The following is an 18,893-nucleotide window of genomic DNA, read 5'->3' on the forward strand; positions in this document are numbered from 1 at the left end:
TAGGCAAATAAGCAAGGAGCGTCCAGGGCTATGGCAGTTGAGCCGAATACCGCGGCAGACCTCGTCTACCAGATCTTTGACTTACAGCGGGCAGTTCGATGCGTCTCGGCAGCCAACCTCCGCGGCCAGGAAACGGGGGTTGCGCTGCAGGGCGTTCTCAGGTTCGTGGGGGAGGGGGAGACCCGCGCCACGCGGCTCGCTGAGCGGCTGGGTGTCAGTGCACCGGTCCTCAGCCGCCATATCGCGGAGCTGGAGGAACAGGGGTACGTCCTCCGCCGTCAGGATCCCGACGACGGCCGTGCCCAGCTGGTGGCGCTGACCTCCAAGGGCGCGGACAAGCTGCGCCACATCGAGGAGCAGCGTACGTCGGCCCTGCAGGACTATCTCCGGGAATGGAGCCAGGAGGATGCCGAGGAAGCAGCAAAAACCCTGGGGAAACTCACCGATTCCCTTAAATCTTCAGCCCGGGCAAAGGCGGCCGGACGCACGTCAGTTACCCGCACGTCTTAGGAGTATCCAGATGTCGAGCCCAACGGCCGCAGCACCACCCGTGGCGATGACCCACCGCCAGATCATGGAAGCCCTGACCGGCCTCCTCGCCGCCTTCTTCACGGCCATCCTCAGCAGCACCATCGTGGCGAATGCGCTGCCCACCATCATGTCTGAGCTCAAAGGAACCCAGACGGATTTTGCCTGGGTCATCACGGCTGCGTTGCTTGCCAACGCAGCCACCACGCCCATCTGGGGAAAACTGGCCGACCTCTATGACAAGAAGCTGCTGGTCCAGCTCAGCATTGTCATCTTCGTAGCCGGCTCCGTCATGGCGGGACTGTCCCAAACCATCCCGTTGCTTCTGGCTGCACGGGTGATCCAGGGCGTGGCCATGGGCGGGCTCACCGCCATGGCCCAGGCCATCATCGGCACCATGATTCCGCCCAGGGACCGCGGAAAATACTCCGGCTACATGGGCGCCGTGATGGCAGTGGGCACCGCAGGCGGCCCGCTGCTGGGCGGGTTTATCGTGGACAGCCCGCTGGGCTGGCGCTGGACGTTCTTTGTTTGCGTCCCGCTGGCCGTTGTGGCACTGATCCTGTTGCAGATCACCCTGAAGATCCAGCACATCCGGCGCCCGGCAAAGATCGACTGGCTGGGTTCCATCCTATTGACCTCCGGCGTCAGCCTGCTCCTGATCTGGGTCTCCTTTGCCGGCAACCCCGCCTACTACGACTGGATCTCCTGGCAGTCCGCCCTGATGGTGGGCGGCGGCGTGGTGCTGCTGGGTCTGCTGGTCCTGGTGGAAGCCAAGGTGGAGCAGCCCATCATTCCGCTCAAAATCATCTCCGAGCGCACCACCGCCCTGGCCATCCTTGCCTCGGTGGCAGTGGGCGTGGCCATGTTCGGTTCCTCCACCTTCCTGGGGCAATACTTCCAGGTGGCCCGCGGCGCCAGCCCCACCGAAGCGGGGTTGCTGACACTGCCCATGATCGCCGGCAACCTGGTGGGCTCCGTCGCCTCCGGCCTCCTGATCAGCCGTACCGGCAAGTGGAAGGGCTACCTCGTGGCCGGCTCAATCCTGCTCATCGGCGGGCTCGGCCTTGCCGGCACCATGGACCACACCACCGAGCTATGGCACGCGGGCGTTTTCACCGCAGTCCTGGGATTGGGACTGGGCATGCTGATGCAGAACCTTGTCCTTGCCGTGCAGAACACCGTCCGGGCCGCTGATATCGGAACGGCCAGCGCATCGGTGGCGTTCTTTCGATCGGTGGGCGGTGCCATTGGCGTTTCCGTTCTGGGTGCCGTTTTGGCCAACCGGGTCAGCGTACTGGCCAGCCAGGGACTCAGCGCCGCGGGCATTGCCGTGGAGGGCGGCTCGGCAGGGGCCAGCATGGACCTGACGCACATGCCCGAGCCGGTGCGCGAGATCATGCGGGCGGCGTATGGCGATGCCACCGCTGAAGTCTTCCTCGTCTCGGCCGCCGTGGGTCTCGTGGCGCTGGTTTCTGTCCTGTTTATCAAGGAACGCCCGCTGCGGCGCACCGTCGACGTCCAGGAGACGGAAGCCGCCCCTGGGGCTGGGCAAGGAACTGAACGTCAACCAGCGTCCCGATCAGCATCCGCTAACGCAAAACTGGAAAGCCCGACGGCGTCGCTCGCCTCCGTCAATAGCTGACCGGCGCCGAGCGCTGGGCACCCGCAAGGTGCTGCTCCGCCGTTTCGCCGTCCCTGATGGCGCGAACGGACACGTGAGGCCCTGGACATCCAGGGCCTCACGTGCACGTTCGTGCAGGGACGCCGGGAGTGCAGTACTCCGATTGGATGATCTTTCCGTGCGGTGTTTCGCCAGGGCAGGGGATTTCGTACAGTTGGAAGGCTAATTAATGTCAGCCCCGGCTGCTACTTCTTATTCGTACCAATTCGCGCTCTCTTCTTTAAGGATCCGTGGGCATGCTCCTCACCCTCATACGGCGCTATTCCAAGCCGTATATGCCATACATCGTGGCCGTCATTGTCTTGCAACTGGCGTCCACGATTGCCGCACTCTACCTGCCAAGCCTCAATGCCCAGATCATCGATGAGGGTGTTTCCCGCGGTGACACCGACTTCATCTGGCGGACCGGTGTTGTGATGCTCCTGGTCGCTTTTGTCCAGGTCGCTACCGCCATCGCGGGCGTGTACTACGGATCCAAGGCAGCCATGGCGGTGGGCCGGGACCTGCGCCGCGGTGTGTTCCGCAAGGTCACCAGCTTCTCCGCCAAGGACGTGAACACTTTTGGCGCGCCCACCCTGATCACCCGCGGCACCAATGACGTCCAGCAGGTCCAGATGCTGGTGCTGATGGGCCTGAACTTCATGGTTGCCACGCCCATCATGTGCATCGGCGGCATCATCATGGCGCTCCGTGAGGACATCAGCCTCTCCTGGCTGGTCTGGGTGTCCGTACCCGTGCTCCTTGTCGTGGTGGGCTACCTTGTGGTCCGGCTGATGCCGCTCTTCCGTTCCATGCAGAAAAAAATCGACGGCATCAACGCCGTCCTGCGGGAGCAGATCATTGGCATCAGGGTGGTCCGGGCATTCGTCCGCGAACCCTATGAAACCGAGCGCTTCGGGGAGGCCAACAAGGAACTGACGGACGTTTCGCTGAAGATCGGTTCCCTCTTTGTCCTGATGTTCCCGGTCATCGGCATGATCCTGCACCTCTCCACCGCCGCCGTCCTGTGGTTTGGCGGCCAGCGCGTTGATTCCGGCGACATGCAGGTGGGTGCCCTGACCGCCTTCCTCCAATACCTGCTGCAGATCCTCATCGCCGTCATGATGGGCACGTTCATGGCCATGATGATTCCGCGCGCTTCGGTGTGTGCTGACCGCATCGGTGAGGTGCTCGACGTCGAACCCTCGATCCACGATCCTGAACAGCCGGAGAGTCCGGCCACCCCCGCCGGTGTCGTCGAATACCGAAACGTCACCTTTGCGTACCCGGGTGCCGAGTCACCGGTCCTGAGCAACATCAGTTTTACCGCCAGGCCGGGGGAGACGCTGGCCATCATCGGCTCCACGGGCGCCGGGAAAACTTCGCTGCTGTCGCTGCTGCCGCGCCTCTATGACGTGGCCGAGGGCGAGGTCCTCCTTGACGGCGTCTCCGTCAGCAAGCTGGACCGGGCCGAAATTACCAAACGGGTGGCGCTGGTTCCCCAGCGGCCGTATCTGTTCTCCGGGACCATCGAGCACAACCTGCGCTTCGGGAAAACCGAGGCAACGGACCAGGAGCTCTGGGAGGCACTGGAGGTAGCGCAGGGCGAGGACTTTGTCCGGGAAAAGAAGAATGGCCTGAACTCACGCATCGCGCAGGGCGGAACCAACGTCTCCGGCGGCCAGCGGCAGCGGCTCTGCATCGCCCGGGCGCTGGTGACCAAGCCCAAGGTGTACCTTTTTGACGATTCCTTCTCTGCCTTGGACGTTGCCACCGATGCCCGGCTCCGCGCCGCGCTGAAAGGCACCACTGCTGACGCAACGGTGATTATCGTTGCCCAGCGGATCTCCACCATCACGGAGGCCGATCAGATCCTGGTGCTGGACAACGGCCGGATCGTTGACCGCGGCACCCATGAGGAACTGCTGGAAACGTCACCCACCTACCAGGAAATTGTGGAATCCCAGCTGAGCGTGGAGGAAATGGCATGAGCGGCCGCAAGAAGGATTCAACAAACGCCGGGGACACGGCAACAACACCGGCTGTGTCAGATTCACCTGACGTTCTCGAGGACGACGACTTCTTCGAGGAGGAATACAAGCCCTCCGAGGCCGACGGCGATATGTTCGGCGGCATGCCGGCGAAAAAGGCGGAACACTTCTGGCCTTCGGCAAAGCGGCTGATGGGCCTGCTCAAGCCGGAGGCACTGGGCATCTATGCTGTGGTGGCCCTGGTACTGGTGGCCGTTGTCCTGAACGTCATCGCGCCCAAGATCCTGGGCCAGGCCATGGACGTGATCTTCGGCGGCGTGGTGGGCAAGCAGCTGCCCGCCGGTGCCAGCAAGGAAGAGTTCGTCGAGGGGCTGCGCCAGCAGGGGCAGGACAACTTCGCGGACATGATCTCCAAGATGGAAGTGATCCCCGGAAGCGGCATTGACTTCCAGAAACTGTCGGTCCTCATCGCTGTTGTGCTGCTGATGTACTTCGTGGCCAACATTTTCCTGTGGCTCCAGGGCTACGTCCTGAACCGGATCGTCATGAAGGTCATCCGCCGGCTCCGCGACGATACCGAAAAGAAGCTGAACCGGCTGCCGCTGAACTACTTTGACACCCGCCAGCGCGGCGATGTCCTCTCGCGGGTGACAAACGACGTCGACAACATCCAGCAGGCGCTCCAGCAGGCCTTCGCCCAGCTGATCAACTCGCTGCTGACGGTCATCGGCATCGTCATCATGATGTTCATCGTGTCCTGGCAACTGGCAGTCATTGCACTGATCGCGCTCCCGCTCTCCGGTGTCGCCGCCGGCATCATCGGGTCCCGCAGCCAGAAGCTGTTCGCCGCCCAGTGGAAGAACACCGGCGCACTCAACGGCCAAATCGAGGAATCCTTCTCAGGCCATGACCTGGTGCGGGTTTTCGGCCGCGATGCGGACATGCTGGAACGCTTCGAGGAGCGCAACGAGGCACTGTACAAGGCCAGCTTCGGGGCACAGTTCGTCTCCGGCATCATTTTCCCGGTGATGCAGTTTGTCTCCTACCTCAGCTACGTGGGCATTGCCGTTGTGGGTGGCCTCCGGGTGGCCTCAGGTTCCATGTCCTTGGGGGATGCCACCGCGTTCATCCAGTACTCACGGGAGTTCACGCAGCCGCTGGGCCAGATGGCCGGCATGGCCAACATGCTCCAGTCAGGCGTGGCGTCCTCCGAGCGCGTGTTCGAATTCCTTGACGCCGATGAGCAGGATCCTGAGACTGCCACCGACCACCTGCCCGCCAAGACGGACGGCCACGTGGAGTTCAGGGATGTCACGTTCAGCTACACCGAGGACAAGAAGCTGATCGAGAACCTTTCCTTCACCGCGCAGCCAGGCCACACAGTCGCCATTGTGGGCCCCACCGGAGCTGGCAAAACCACCCTGGTGAACCTGGTGATGCGCTTCTATGAGCTCAATTCAGGCTCCATTACCCTGGACGGCGTGGAGATCACCAAGTTGAGCCGTGCCGAACTCCGGTCCAAGGTGGGAATGGTGCTCCAGGACGCCTGGCTGTTCGGCGGCTCCATCTACGACAACATCCGCTACGGCAACCTGGACGCCACGGAAGAGCAGGTGATGGCTGCGGCGAAGGCCACCTTCGTGGACCGTTTTGTGCGTGCCCTGCCGGAAGGCTACAACACCGTGATTGATGAGGAAGGCAATAACGTCAGCGCCGGTGAGAAGCAGCTGATCACCATCGCCCGCGCGTTTGTGGCCAACCCGTCGCTGCTCATCCTGGATGAGGCCACCAGCTCGGTGGACACCCGCACCGAACTGCTGGTGCAAAAGGCCATGGCAGCCCTTCGGACCGACCGCACCAGTTTTGTTATCGCGCACCGTCTTTCCACCATCCGCGATGCCGACACCATTCTGGTGATGGAGAACGGCCAGATTGTCGAACAGGGTAACCACAAAGTCCTTTTGGCGGCGGAGGGAGCGTACTACCGGCTTTACATGTCCCAGTTCGCCGGATCCGACGCTGAAGAAACACCTGTGGACGACTCGACGGCGGTGCACAGCTGAACGGGCAGGGCGCCGGCCTGGAGGCATCTGCCCAACCGGTATTTTCCCAGCAGATGCCTGCTTCCGGGGCACCCGCCCCGGCGCAGGCACCCGCTTCAGAGGCACCCTCCCGGGCGCAGGCACCCCGGCGCATTGAGGTCCTGGTGCCGATGAGATGGGGGGACATGGATGCCTATGGGCATATCAACAACGTCCAGATCGTCCGGATGCTCGAGGAGGCGAGAATCGCCGCGTTCGGGCCACCCCGGGGCGCCGGACTGCCGGGGGTCGAACCACACGTTTCCCTCTTCAACGACGTTCCCGAAGGCACCATGGCGCTGGTGGTGGATCACAAAATCCGGTACGTCAGGACCTTGGAATACCGAAACATCCCCGCAGTGGTCCAGGTCTGGATTGGTGCCGTGAAGGGTGCCAGCTTTGACATCCACTATGTGGTGCAGGATCCGGTCAGCAGGGAAGACTGCGTCAGGGCCAGCAGTCATTTGGCGTTTGTGGACGAAGCAACAGGCCGAGTGCTGCGCCTGACCCCGGAGCAAAAGGAGCGCATCCGGCCCTTTGTTATCTAACCCAAGCGACGCCCTGCCACCGTTGCGGTGGCCGGGTGGTACGCCTGAAACTTAATACCTGGACTAAGGAGTTTGATCATGGCCAAGATGAAAAAGAAGACCTGGAAAGAAATGTCGCCCGCAGCACGGACGGGGACGATCATTATCGGAATCGCGCAGGTGGCGCTGATGCTTGCCGCCCAACGGGACATCTCGCGGCGCCCGGCGGAACTGATCAACGGGCCCAAGGCAGCTTGGCGGATGGGCGCCTTGATCAACTTCGTTGGACCCATGGGTTACTTCGTGTTCGGCCGCAAGCGGCCCGGGGCGGTCAAGTAGGGGGCGGCCGGACCCGGCTAGGCAAGTCCCGAGCCGGGGCGGTCAAGTAGAGGGGCTGCCGGACCTGCCTCGGCAGGCCCACAGCCGAATGGCCAAGCACGGGAGCAGCCTGTCCCGGCTCGGCAAGTCCCCAGCAGGGGATCCGGTCCCATGCAGCGGAAACCCAGCTTAAGGCTGTAAATTTGACGGAATGATTCCTGCCCCAAAAACTGCCATTACCCGTGCCCTCGGTATCTCTCAGGAGATTGAGGACGCGGCCTGGTTTGTGCTCGGGCCAGGCCTTCAAGGCAAACCCTCCGCCCTGGACGGGCGTACCCTCACGTGGACAGCGGAGGCCGCGGCTGAGCTGCTGGAGCGCCTGGAACGCGGTGTTCCGGACGCCAAGGCACCCATGATGACCAATCTCCGCGAGAACCTCCAGGATGCCTCGCGCGGCGCGAAGCAGCTGGCGGTGGAACTGCTTTTCCTGCAGTCGCTGCCGCTGGCACATGAGGTCAAGTCGCTCAAGGTCAAGCGTGCCCGCGTGGCCGAGGCCGCCTCCTGGCTGGAACCTCCGCTGGAGCTGCCCGAAGAGCTCTATAAGGGCATGACAGACCATGGCGTGATCAGGGACCGCACCGCAGAATTCAACTGGACCATCTGGGACCATCTGAAGTGGCTGTGCCGGTTTGTCCAGCACGTGGACCAGCAGGTCCCGGAGGCCATCACCGCGGCGCTCAGGGATCCCCTGAAGTTCCATGCGTTGGCCTCGTCAACGCCGGGTGACCAGCCGGCCATCCGGCGCAGCATCGAGTACCTGGCGTGGCCAAGCTATTTTGAGCCCGTCGTGGCCGACGTGGAGCGCCAGGAGATCCGCGATGCCTTTGCCTCGCTGGTGGGCGGGGCCAAGGGTGACAGCGACGAGGACATCACCGCGGACATTCACCGGATCCGGCTCCACCTTGATGAACAGGCCGGGCAGCGCATCGACTGGTACGCACGCCAGCTGGTGAGCCAGTGGCGCAAGGTGGGCGATCCCGGCAGGCGTGCCTGGCTGCTGCGCACGCACAGCGACAACACCGAACTGCTCAGCGCCTGGCAGGGCGAAGAGAAGGTGACGCTCGACGTCGAACACCTCCGGCTGCTCGATCCCGGCGTGACCGCAGGACTGGTGCAGCACGCCGTCGATGAGGACTACAAGCACCTGGGCTATGTGGAGCGCGAGGACACCAAGACCGCCGTTTTTGCTTTCCTCACGGTGATGAAGCCCGGCGACCTGGTGCTGTATCAGCACTCCGGCACGGTCAGGCTTGGGGTGGTGTTGGGTGAGCCCGAACATAATGAGGACAACCGCCGGATGCGCCGCAAGGTCCGCTGGTTCGACGAGGGCCATACCACCACCTCCCTGCCGCGGCACGTCCAGCGCCAGCTTGCCACTCCCGGGATCATCGTGGACGTCACCAAGGTGGCGCAGGCACTCCAGGCGCTCCTGCCGGCCGAGGCAGAACCGGAAGACGACGACGCCGGCGAGGCTTCCGCCGTCGTCGAGCCTGTCCAGGAAGGCTTCCGGCCGCTGACGGCCGAATTCGCGGACTCGCTGCACATGGACCTGGAGCCGCTGCAGGAGATCGCGGAATTGCTGGAAGAAAACCGCCAGCTGGTTCTCTACGGTCCGCCCGGAACCGGCAAAACCTACCTGGCCAAACACCTCGCTGCCGAGCTGGCCGATGACAGCACGGACGAACGCGTCAAACTGGTGCAGTTCCACCCGTCGTATGCCTATGAGGACTTCTTTGAGGGCTACCGGCCGGACAAAACGGACGAAGGCCAGGTGTCCTTCAAACTTGTGGCAGGACCGCTGCGACGGCTGGCCGAGGAAGCCGCGAAGCCGGGCAACGAAAAGAAGCCCTACTTCCTGATCATCGACGAGATGAACCGCGCCAACCTGGCCAAGGTGTTCGGCGAGCTCTACTTCCTGCTCGAATACCGCGACGACAGGATCTACCTGCAGTACAGCCCGAACGAGCCGTTTACGCTGCCGGACAACCTGTACATCATCGGCACCATGAACACGGCCGACCGCTCCATCGCCATGATGGACGCTGCCATCCGCCGCCGCTTTGCCTTCATCGAACTGCATCCGCAGACGGAGCCGGTGAAGGGTTCGCTGCTGCGCTTCCTGCAGGCCCGGCAGCTGGACACCACGCCTGCGTTGCTCCTGGATGCGCTGAACACGGCCATCGATGAGTGGGACCGGGACCTGATGATCGGTCCGTCCTACTTCATGAAGCCGGCAGCCCAGACGCCCGCAGGCCTTCGCCGCATCTGGAAGTACGAGCTGATGCCGCTGCTGGAGGAGCACTACCACGGCCAGCTGACCCGGGCGCAGCTTGAGGAGCGCTTCGGACTGGACCAGCTGCTGGGACGCCTTGCACCCGGGTAGCCTGCGGGGCACCACCGCGGTGCCGGCTGTCCGGCACCTGGTCCTGGACGAACTGTCCGGCGGCCTGGTGGACCGGCTGGATCCGGCCAGTGCGGCCTTCCTGAACTCCAGCGGCCTGGCCAAGGCGTCGCCGATGGGAATGGGACTGTACCGGATCGAACCGGTGGGCAAAGTGGGCTCCGTCCGGACCAGCACAGTGCAGCTGGACGTGCGGCCCAAGGACCGGCTGGGGCTCAGCCGGCTGCTGTTCCTCCTCAGCTACGCCGGCAACCAGGGATTCCGGTCCGATTCGGTGGCCGCCATCGAAGAGCGTGAACTGTGGAGCGCGCTGGCCGAATCCCTGGCCCAGCTCGCGGAGCGTGCCCTGGGCCGCGGCGTCTTGCAGGGATACCTCACGGTGGATGAGTCCCTCCGCACGGTCAAGGGCAGGATCCGCATCTCCGATCAGATTTCCCGCCGCCCCGGAATGCTGGTTCCGCTGGAAGTGTCCTACGACGAGTTCACCGAGGACATCGCCGAAAACCGCATCCTGCGGGCCGCGCTGGAACGGATGGGGCAGGTCCCGCGCGTCCGCCCGGAAGTCCTTAGCCGCCTCCGCCAACTTAAGGGAAAGCTCGACGCCGTCACACGGCTTGCGTCGGGCGCACCACTGCCGCCGTGGAAACCCAGCAGGATGAACGTCCGCTACCAGCCGGTCCTGCGCCTGGCCGAGCTGATCCTGCGCAATGCCTCTGCCGAAGCCGGTGACGGCAAGCAGCAGACGGCCTCATTCGTGGTGGACATGGCGCAGGTCTTTGAGGACTTTGTGGGGATCGCGCTCCGGGAAGCCATGGCCGCCTACCCGGGGGAGCTGCGGCTGCGGTACAACGCCCTCCTGAGCGAGGCGGTCAGGGATTCAGACAGGCTGTCCGTGCAGCCGGACGCGGTGCATCTGCTGGGCGGCCGGCCCGTGGTGGTTTACAACTCCAAGTACAAGGCCGCCTCGGACCTGGGCGCGTCCCTCACGGTTGACCACTACCAGATGCTGGCTCACTGCACCGCGCTGCGGGTGCCCACCGCCTGGCTGGTTTATGCCGGAGCGGGTGAGGTGAAGCTCCGGCGGATCCTTAACACTGACATCGACATTGTGGAGTTTCCCCTGGATCTGTCCCGGCCGCCGTCGGACATCCTTGCCGACATTAAGGACCTCGCGGAGCAGTCCTGGGGCGAAGTGGTGCGCCAGGCCAGGGGCGGTTAGGCAGCAGCTGCCAGCCCCTTCTGACTGATATCGCCTAGACGGGCATCCGGAACGTAAAGGTGGTTCCCTCACCCAGGCTGCTCTCGACGTCGATGGTGCCGCCGTGGGCTTCAACAATGGCCTTGCTGATCGGCAGGCCAAGGCCTACCCCGGGGATGGTTGTCCGGCGCACGTTGCTGGTCCGGAAGAACTTGGTAAAGACGTTCGCCTGGTCTTCGGAGCTCATCCCCATGCCGGTATCGGTGACCCGGCAGGCGAGCAGGCTCTCGTGCTGTTCCAGCGCCACCAACACGCTGCCCCCGTCCGGGGAGTACTTGATGGCATTGGAGACCAGGTTATCGAGGACCTGGGAGATGCGGGCGGCGTCGACGTGCGCATCCAGCCGCTCCGGGGTTGCGGCCTGAAGTGCCACCCGCGAGGCGGCTGCCTTGGGCAAGGCGGCGGATACGCTGGCGCGCACCAGTTCCGCGACGTCTACCGCCTGGGGCGTCACAATCAGCTGGCCGTGCCTGACGGCCAACAGATCGGATACCAACGTGAGCAGCCGCTCCGAGTTGCGCCGGATGATCTGCAGCGGATTCTTTTGGTGCTCTTCCGGATCGTCGTCCTGCAGGATTTCGACATAGCCCAGGATTGAGGTCAGGGGTGTCCTGAACTCGTGCGAGACGTTGGAGACAAAATCGTCCTTGGCAGCCAGCGCGTTCACGAGGTCCGTGACGTCGCTGAACACAATCACCGACCCGGCAAATTCGCCATCCTGGTCTTTCATGGCCCTGGCCGTGGTGGTGATGGCACGCTGGTCCTTGCCTGAACCGAGCCAGACAAGGTAGTCCGTGAAGGTCTCCCCGGAGATGGCGCGCCGGACGGGGCGTTCCGCCACCGGAACAGGGGTGGTGCGGTCCGGCTCAAAGACCAGCAGCTGCGATTCGTTGGGATCGGCGATGTCCTGGGGTGTGGCCAGTTTGTGGTTGGCGCGCTGCTTGCGGTTCATAAGGATGTCGTTGCCGTCCGCATCTACGGCAAGGACGCCCAGATGGACGGTATCCAGGATGGTATTCAACAGCGACTCGTGCCGCTTGCTGGTGCGCAGGGTGTCTTGGAGCTGGGCGTCCTTTTTCTCCAGGTCCTGTTGCTGGCGGGTCATGCTCAGTGTCAGGACGCTGATGGACACTCCAATGCCGAGCGTCATAACGGGCAGGAGCAAGGAGCGCGCCAAATTGGGGCCGGTGACCTCTCCCGTAAGAAAAAGGGGCACCCAAATGATGGCGAGCGGTGCAAGGAAGGAAAGCCAGAGCGCTGTCCGGGGATAGTAGCCGGAGGCGCACAGCCAGATCACGGGGAATACGGCCAGCAGGCTGATGCCAATCAGGCTTTCCTGACCGCCTTCCCGCCCGAGCCCAATCGAGACGAAATCCAGGAGCGGAAGCAGCAGGAAGCTGGTGTACGGCAACCGCTCCCACGGCACCACGTAGCAAAGCACCATAATGGCCAGCTGGGACACGAGGAACACCGCAAAAAGGGGGTTGCCCATCGTTTCCCGGAAAAAGGCCCAAACCAGGATGGCCGTCAGCACCGTTGTGACGAAAAGCGGCATCTGACTCAAGGCAACACGCTCGCGCAGGGAGTACTCGTGGAACGGCTGGCGGAAGAACCGCACCCGGCCTGACGCCCACTTCACAGGTTCAGTCATGGACGCGAGCCTGGGACGGCGGGTTGTTGAGACGCATACCAGAAAGGATAACGTCAGCCAGCTATACTTCTCACGGTGTTAACCTGGCTGAGGGGGCTGCAATGAGTGATGCACGTGTGGGTCTAGTGATTGAAGATGACCAGGACATCCGTGAATTGGTGCGCACTGTGCTGAGCCAGGCAGGCTTTGACGTCACGGTAGCTTCCAGCGGCGCCGAGGGCGTCCTCGCGGCCAAAACCTTGAAGCCGGATGTGATCACCCTTGACTTGGGACTGCCGGACATTGATGGCTTTGAGGTCTCACGGCAGATCCGGGAGTTTTCGGACGCCTACATCGTGATGCTGACGGCGCGGACCGAGGAGCTCGACACCCTGATCGGGCTGGAATCCGGCGCGGACGATTACCTCACCAAGCCCTTCCGTCCCCGCGAGCTGCGCGCGCGTGTTGCGGCCATGATGCGCCGCCCGCGCGCTGCTCTGGAGCCCGCAGAAACCACTGCAGAGGCGGGCGGAGCCACGAACGGCGTCCCCGCAGCCAATGGCCGCGGCACGTACAGCCACAACGGCCTCAACCTCAATTACGCATCACGGTCTGTGGCCGTGGACGGCGAGGAACTGAGCCTGACCCGTACGGAGTTTGAACTCCTGTACGCCCTCCTGGAGGCTGGCCGGACGGTCCGTACCAAGTCCGATCTGGTACGGCGCCTGCGGGATGAGGATTACGACGTCGGGGGCTACATCAGCGAAGCCGACGAACGGTCCGTGGAAGTCCACATGGGAAACTTGCGTAAGAAACTGGGAGATTCGGCCCAGAGCCCGCGGTGGCTCCAGACTGTTCGCGGCGTTGGCTACCGGCTGGCACCTGAGGAGCGCTGAGCCTGCAGGCGATGCAGTGTTTGCTTGGCGCATTGGTCGATCGGCTTAAGGAAGCCGGCGGCCAGCCGGGGTAGGGCAATAGAAACGTCCGCCTGGCGTGCCTCGTTTCGGATTTCCGCCTCAAGATCCATGGCCAGTCCGGCCAGCCGCTCCGCCCCCACCATCTGGCTGGACGTTTTGAGGCTGAGGATGGCGTCCATTGCACCGTCAAGGTCCCCTGTTGTCAGCGCTAGCCGCAGCTTGGCGATCCTGTGCGGGAGGTAGTCCATGAAGTTGGCTACGAACACCGTGCAGTAACCCTCGTCCTCGTCCAGTTCCGCGCGCAGCCTGTCCAAAACGGACTGGTCCACCAGTGGCCGGTCGGCCTCCTCAGACTGCGTCATAGCGGTCCTTTCCCCTGTGCTCCTCCGCTTCGGAGGCGAGGCGGTGTGATGAAGCATTTGTCCTTCTTCAGGCTAGGACCGTCTACGATTGCCCGGGAACGGGTGGGGAGAAGGTGTGCGGTTTTCTTAGGGAGATTGCGGCTTTTACTCCTGCGTGGACCGGTGTTTTTGGACCCCCCGGCCCGCTTTGTAAGCAACAATCGTGGTGCGTGACGCAGGCCGAGGTCAGTCCATGAAGCCAAAACAACCAGCTTTTCAGCGGGTGCCGGCTTGATGGTCACGTGTTCCTCCTGCGCATGGGATCCACAGCCCTTGAGGCTGTGGGTCCAATTCTCTGCGGAGCGAATCAATAAGGAGTGGCACAAAGGATAAAGATTGGCTCAACTTCTGCCGGGAGCCCGGGCCCCGAGGAAGGCCACCAGTTGCGTCTCCAGCGCGGAGCCGTCCTTCAGCTCGCATTCCCACAGGGTGAGGACCTCCCACCCTGAGTCGCGGAGCCGGCGGCGCTGATCGGCGTCGCGGTTTTTGGTTCTTGTGCGTTTGGCCTCCCAGAAGTCGGCGTTCGCCTTGGGCGCGTGGAGGCCAACGCGGCAGTCATGGAAATGCCAGAAGCAGCCGTTGACGAAAATGACTTTGCGGCGTCCCGCGAACACAAGATCGGGGTTGCCGGGCAGGCGGTTTTTGCCGGCCCGGCCATGAAGGCGGTACCGGTAACCCTTCGCGTGGAGGAGCCGGCGCACCAGCAATTCTGGCTTGGTGTTCTTGCCCTTGATCCGTGACATGTTCCAGCTGCGCTGCTCAGGGGTCAGCCTGTCTGCCATGGTTCCAGTCTATGAGCTCCTGGAAGTACTGCTCCTAGACGTAGCGCTCCGGCTGTTCACCGAACTGGAAGTGGCGGCCGGTGACAGAGGAAGGCTCAATTTCCACGTAGAAGTCCTTGAGGGTAGGCACCCATGACTTCAATCCCAGTTCCTCGGCGGCCGCAACCTCAGCGGAGGTAGAAAGCACGCGGGCGGTTCCCCGGAGCACCACGGACCAGGCTTCGTCGGACAGGACGCCGTCTGTTTCAAAAAGTACTGTTTCGTTGATCGTCAGCTGGGCCAGCTTGTTTCCAGGTGCCGTCCGGAGATAGACCTTCCTGCCATTGGCCACGTAATTCACGGGAAAAATGTCGGGTTCGCCGGCGACCGAGACCACCAGCCGTCCGTGCTCCGTGTTCTCCAGGAGCTTCCAGCACTGCTCGTCGTCGAGTTCCAGGACAGGGTTTCCATCTGCGTGATTGAACATCATGCCTCCATTCTTCTACGTAACGTAGAAAAACGCCACAGAGTTTCGGTAGTTCTTTTGGCCCGGTGGAGCCGGGACGCTGCCAGTTCCCCTGTTGACAGTAATCTTTGGTGCTTCACAAATCTGTCAACTCTTTACGCGGCTGAAACAGGGCCGTGACGGGGCTGTCGTTCACGCTGGCTAGCCTCCAAGGGATATCAACCAACCGAAAGCGACGGCACTCATGAGCGACGACCTTGAGAACACCCGGTTAGTGGAGCCGGCGGCGGTAAGCACCCTCGCCCTCGTCAGCTCTTCCGGGACTGCTTTAGAAACGGCGATGCCGGGAACCGCGGTGCCGGAGACGGCTGTGCCTGAAACCGCTCTGCCGGAATTTGCGACGTCGGGAATCACGACGGCGGGCAGTTCCGCGGCGCTGAGCGCCACCAAGGAGAGCCTGGAGGACTACACGCTGAGGTTCGCGCCGCGGTCGTACCGGAAGTGGAGCGCCGGAGTGGTGGCCACCAGTGCGCTGGGTGGCATTGCGTACCTGGCGGACTTTTCCATTGGTGCGAACATCGGCATCGCGTACGGGACGGTGAATGCCGTTTTCGGAATTCTGGTGGCCGCGGTCATCATCTTTGCTACTGGCTTTCCACTCGCCTATTACGCTGCGCGGTACAACATCGACCTGGACCTGATTACTCGGGGCTCCGGCTTTGGCTACTACGGATCAGTGGTCACGAACGTCATCTTCGCAACGTTCACTTTCATCTTTTTTGCGCTGGAGGGGTCGATTATGGCCCAGGGGCTGGAGCTTGGCCTGGGCATCCCGCAGTGGCTCGGATACGCGGCGTCTACCGTGATCATCATTCCGTTGGTGATCTATGGAATGAACACGCTGGCCAAACTGCAGGTATGGACCACCCCGCTGTGGTTGCTCCTGATGGTGGTGCCCGTGGGATACCTGCTCGTTTCACACCCGGAGAGCATCGACGGCTTTTTCGCCTACACAGGTGAATCCGGTTCCGGAGGGCCGATCCTGGCCTCGGTGATGCTCGCAGCGGGCGTTTGCCTGTCCCTGATGGCGCAGATTGCAGAGCAGATCGACTACTTGCGGTTTATGCCGCCGAAGACTGCTGAAAACAAGGGCGCCTGGTGGAGGGCCGTGATCCTGGCCGGGCCCGGCTGGGTCATTTTTGGGGCGGTCAAGCAGATTGTTGGCATGTTTATCGCCATCTATCTGATTGCCACGCTGGATCCCGCCGCGTCCGTTCACGCCAACGAGCCGGTCCACCAGTTCCTGGGCGTGTACCAGGAGATGATGCCCGCGTGGCTGGCGATGAGCCTGGCCGTGGTGCTGGTGGTTATTTCACAGATCAAGATCAACGTCACTAACGCCTACTCCGGTTCCCTGGCATGGACCAACAGCTTTACCCGCGTCACCAAGACCTACCCCGGCCGGATGGTGTTTGTGGTGGTGAACCTGGTGATTGCGCTGATCCTGATGGAAGCCAACATGTTCGATTTCCTCAACACCATCCTGGGCTTCTATGCGAACTGTGCCATGGCTTGGGTGGTCACCGTCGCATCCGATATCGCCATCAACAAGTACCTGCTCAAGATCTCGCCCAAGGTTCCCGAGTTCCGCCGCGGCATGCTGTATGCGGTGAACCCAGTCGGTTTTGTGTCCATGATGGCTTCGGCGGGGATCTCCATCGCGGTGTTCTTCGGGGCGTTCGGAGCCGCCATCCAGCCGTTCTCGCCGATCTTCGCGGTGGGGCTGGCGCTGGTCCTGCCGCCCCTTCTGGCGGTTGCCACCCGGGGCCGGTACTACCTGCGCCGTACGGACGACGGCATTAACCTGCTGATGTTCGACGCCGACGGAAACCCCAGTGACGCCAAGCTTCTCTGCCACGTGACAGGCATGGAGTTTGAGCGGCCCGACATGATCCGGTCGGCCCAGGATGCGCCCGACGGCGGAATCCAGTATGTCTCGTCCCTCGCCCTTTCGACAGATAAGACGGGGCAGTTGGTCTTGCCGGCGCAGAAGTAAGACTTTGATATTCAGCGGTCAAGGAAAGCCGGTGCATTGATGTACCGGCTTTCCTTATGACTTTTTATTGGCCGGCTGTGGTGGTAGAACCAATGGCGGGTGGCTGTGGATAACTTTGATCGCTGAAATGTAGCCTGGGCTACCCTTAAGCATTGTTCTAAGGCATTGTTCGAGCCAGGCGTCTTGAAAACTATCGGGGGATTAGCTGCCCATGACATCGCACAAGTTCTTTGGGTCCAGGCGGTTGCGTTTACGAACGTTTCTTGCGGCTGTTATGGCTGCGGCTACTTTTGGTCTGGCCGGTTGCAGCCCTGGCGTCAGCCACACTGACCCATCCGCCACGTCAACTCCGGCGTCTGAATCAGCCACACCTACTGCGACGCCCACTCCCACCGCTTCTTATAAGCCAGCTTCGGCCAGCGGACCTGCTGAGAACGTCCCCGTGCCCGTGCTGCCTGAGGTTGCCAAAACGGAGACGAAGGAAGGCGCCGAGGCGTTCGCGAAGTATTGGTTCAGTGTGCTGAGCTACGCGTACGAGACAGGTGAAGTTGCTGACTTTGAAAAGTTGGAGCCCCCTTCCTGCGTGGCTTGCCAGAAAGTCAAAGGAGTCATTCAGGACTGGCACTCTGATGGCCGCTGGTTGGTGGGCGGTAAGTTATCGACGCCCGTAGCAAGCACTACTTTCGTTAGAGGCCAGGATGGTAGGTACCAGGTCGCGGTCCAGGTCCGCCAGGAACCATTGTCCTATTTCCGACCTGACGGAACTGTAGCGCGGACAGACCCCCAGGCACCTGACCAAGGCAACCTACTAATCCTCGCCTACGAAAACGACGCCTGGTCTGCAGTTGAGCTCGGAAGTATCGTCGGTTAGTAATGGCCAGTTCCCGATTGCTCTCTCTTCTCCTCGTCGCAACATTCTTTATCGGGCTAACTGCATTGCCGGCTCAAGGCGGCGAGGGCAGCGATCCGGAATTCGGAGGTGAATGGAACCCAGGCCTCGGACTAGGTGGTCACGTTTGGAATGCAGAACGAAACGAGTTCATTCGCGCTGATCCCGCTATCCCATCCACTGACCCCAACAACTACAAGTACGAACTTCAGTGTCACCTAGGAAACAGTGACTTTGATACGGAGTGTCTTGGAAGGCAGGTTGAATGCAAGGCCGGGCCCGAAGGGAAGGAGGAAGGTATTCCGGTTATCTGGCTGTCTATGCCCCGAGGTGTTCCTGGCGCCGTGTGGTCCTATCACTCCGGCCCAGCGTGCCTCTATGACGCGAAGCCCGAGGACTTGCTTCCGCGGATTGCCGCTGAGATCCAGCGGGAGTTCCAGAGCCTGCCGATCAATGCAGGGGCTGTGGTGGCACAGCCAAGTCCGCACACCCTTCGCGGAGCCGAGACCAACTTCTATGCGGAGGCGGTTGAACAACAGTTCGACATCACGATGTTCGGCCAGAAGGTGCACGTCGTCGCCACCCCGGCGCAGTACACGTGGAACTACGGCGACGGTACTGTGTTCGGCCCGCAACCTTCCATGGGCGGACCACTGCCACAGGAGCGCTGGGGTGAGAAGACAAGGACCAGTCACCCATACACTGCCACAGGCGACTTCCAAGTAGTCCTGACTACGTCCTTCCAAGGCACCTATTCAGTGAACAACGGCCCGCCCCTGCCCATCCCCGGCCAAGGACAGTTCAGTGCGCCGGCGCAGACGATCAGTGTGTGGCGGTCCATCACCCGGAATTATGCCGACGACTGCAACCAGAATCCCCAAGGGCAAGGCTGCCCGGGAGTCGCGCCGCGTCCTTAAGAAGAAGCCCGTCCTTCGAAGGCTCCGTC

16 protein-coding genes are annotated in these 18,893 nt (G+C 62.3%); 12 read left to right on the top strand and 4 right to left on the bottom strand.

The annotated features are described in order from the left end of the window. Positions 1-30 precede the first annotated feature (30 nt). The 8 genes from F8G81_RS04985 to F8G81_RS05020 all read left to right on the top strand — a co-directional run bounded on the left by F8G81_RS04985 (position 31) and on the right by F8G81_RS05020 (position 10,788). Entirely contained in the window at positions 31-510 is a 480-nt protein-coding gene (locus F8G81_RS04985) for a MarR family winged helix-turn-helix transcriptional regulator (RefSeq protein WP_267277906.1), read from the top strand. Positions 511-520: 10 nt separating this feature from the next. Further along, positions 521-2,173 (top strand): MFS transporter, encoded by a 1,653-nt coding sequence (locus F8G81_RS04990; protein ID WP_267277907.1) that lies wholly within the window; start codon positions 521-523, stop codon positions 2,171-2,173. 275 nt (positions 2,174-2,448) lie between these two features. Then, positions 2,449-4,182 carry an ABC transporter ATP-binding protein gene (locus F8G81_RS04995; RefSeq protein WP_267277908.1) on the top strand — a complete coding sequence of 578 codons (1,734 nt, stop codon included), beginning with the start codon at positions 2,449-2,451 and terminating at the stop codon, positions 4,180-4,182. Further along, complete coding sequence (locus tag F8G81_RS05000) at positions 4,179-6,245, top strand: ABC transporter ATP-binding protein (protein ID WP_323809230.1); 2,067 nt, start codon at positions 4,179-4,181, stop codon at positions 6,243-6,245. Before F8G81_RS04995 ends, F8G81_RS05000 begins: the two co-directional genes overlap by 4 nt. Before the next feature lie 149 nt (positions 6,246-6,394). Continuing rightward, entirely contained in the window at positions 6,395-6,811 is a 417-nt protein-coding gene (locus F8G81_RS05005) for an acyl-CoA thioesterase (RefSeq protein ID WP_267279127.1), read from the top strand. A 78-nt stretch (positions 6,812-6,889) separates the two neighbouring features. Continuing rightward, positions 6,890-7,129, top strand: a complete 240-nt coding sequence (locus tag F8G81_RS05010; protein ID WP_267277909.1) for a PLDc N-terminal domain-containing protein — start codon at positions 6,890-6,892, stop codon at positions 7,127-7,129. 190 nt (positions 7,130-7,319) lie between these two features. Then, on the top strand, positions 7,320-9,551 hold the full coding sequence (locus F8G81_RS05015) for an McrB family protein (protein WP_267277910.1): 2,232 nt from the start codon (positions 7,320-7,322) through the stop codon (positions 9,549-9,551). A gap of 43 nt (positions 9,552-9,594) precedes the next feature. Then, the gene (locus F8G81_RS05020; RefSeq protein WP_416377131.1) at positions 9,595-10,788 is read left to right on the top strand and encodes a 5-methylcytosine restriction system specificity protein McrC; all 1,194 of its coding nucleotides are present in this window, start codon (positions 9,595-9,597) and stop codon (positions 10,786-10,788) included. A 34-nt stretch (positions 10,789-10,822) separates the two neighbouring features. Here the strand turns inward: F8G81_RS05020 and F8G81_RS05025 are convergent, their stop codons facing one another. Beyond that, positions 10,823-12,478, bottom strand: a complete 1,656-nt coding sequence (locus F8G81_RS05025) for a sensor histidine kinase (RefSeq protein ID WP_267277912.1) — start codon at positions 12,476-12,478, stop codon at positions 10,823-10,825. A 101-nt stretch (positions 12,479-12,579) separates the two neighbouring features. Here F8G81_RS05025 and F8G81_RS05030 point away from each other — a divergent pair, with 101 nt between their 5' ends. Beyond that, positions 12,580-13,353 (top strand): response regulator transcription factor, encoded by a 774-nt coding sequence (locus tag F8G81_RS05030; RefSeq protein WP_267277913.1) that lies wholly within the window; start codon positions 12,580-12,582, stop codon positions 13,351-13,353. On the opposite strand, the gene F8G81_RS05035 is transcribed toward F8G81_RS05030, so the two are convergent. From F8G81_RS05035 to F8G81_RS05045, 3 genes are all read right to left on the bottom strand, one after another. Next, on the bottom strand, positions 13,326-13,736 hold the full coding sequence (locus tag F8G81_RS05035; RefSeq protein WP_267277914.1) for an Hpt domain-containing protein: 411 nt from the start codon (positions 13,734-13,736) through the stop codon (positions 13,326-13,328). The two genes, F8G81_RS05030 and F8G81_RS05035, sit on opposite strands and share 28 nt — an antisense overlap. 380 nt (positions 13,737-14,116) lie before the next feature. Then, complete coding sequence (locus tag F8G81_RS05040; RefSeq protein ID WP_267277915.1) at positions 14,117-14,557, bottom strand: very short patch repair endonuclease; 441 nt, start codon at positions 14,555-14,557, stop codon at positions 14,117-14,119. 34 nt (positions 14,558-14,591) lie between these two features. Further along, the gene (locus F8G81_RS05045; protein WP_267277916.1) at positions 14,592-15,026 is read right to left on the bottom strand and encodes a pyridoxamine 5'-phosphate oxidase family protein; all 435 of its coding nucleotides are present in this window, start codon (positions 15,024-15,026) and stop codon (positions 14,592-14,594) included. 220 nt (positions 15,027-15,246) lie between these two features. Between F8G81_RS05045 and F8G81_RS05050 the strand changes: the two genes are divergently transcribed. The 3 genes from F8G81_RS05050 to F8G81_RS05055 all read left to right on the top strand — a co-directional run bounded on the left by F8G81_RS05050 (position 15,247) and on the right by F8G81_RS05055 (position 18,864). Beyond that, positions 15,247-17,058: a purine-cytosine permease family protein gene (locus F8G81_RS05050; protein WP_267277917.1), complete on the top strand. Its 1,812-nt coding sequence runs from the start codon at positions 15,247-15,249 to the stop codon at positions 17,056-17,058. 274 nt (positions 17,059-17,332) lie between these two features. Further along, positions 17,333-17,929, top strand: coding sequence for a DUF6318 family protein (locus F8G81_RS23540; protein ID WP_416377105.1), 597 nt, complete (start codon positions 17,333-17,335; stop codon positions 17,927-17,929). A gap of 416 nt (positions 17,930-18,345) precedes the next feature. Then, positions 18,346-18,864 carry a hypothetical protein gene (locus tag F8G81_RS05055; RefSeq protein ID WP_267277918.1) on the top strand — a complete coding sequence of 173 codons (519 nt, stop codon included), beginning with the start codon at positions 18,346-18,348 and terminating at the stop codon, positions 18,862-18,864. The last annotated feature ends 29 nt before the right edge of the window (positions 18,865-18,893 follow it).

The organism is Arthrobacter sp. CDRTa11 (assembly GCF_026427775.1).
Lineage (GTDB): Bacteria > Actinomycetota > Actinomycetes > Actinomycetales > Micrococcaceae > Arthrobacter.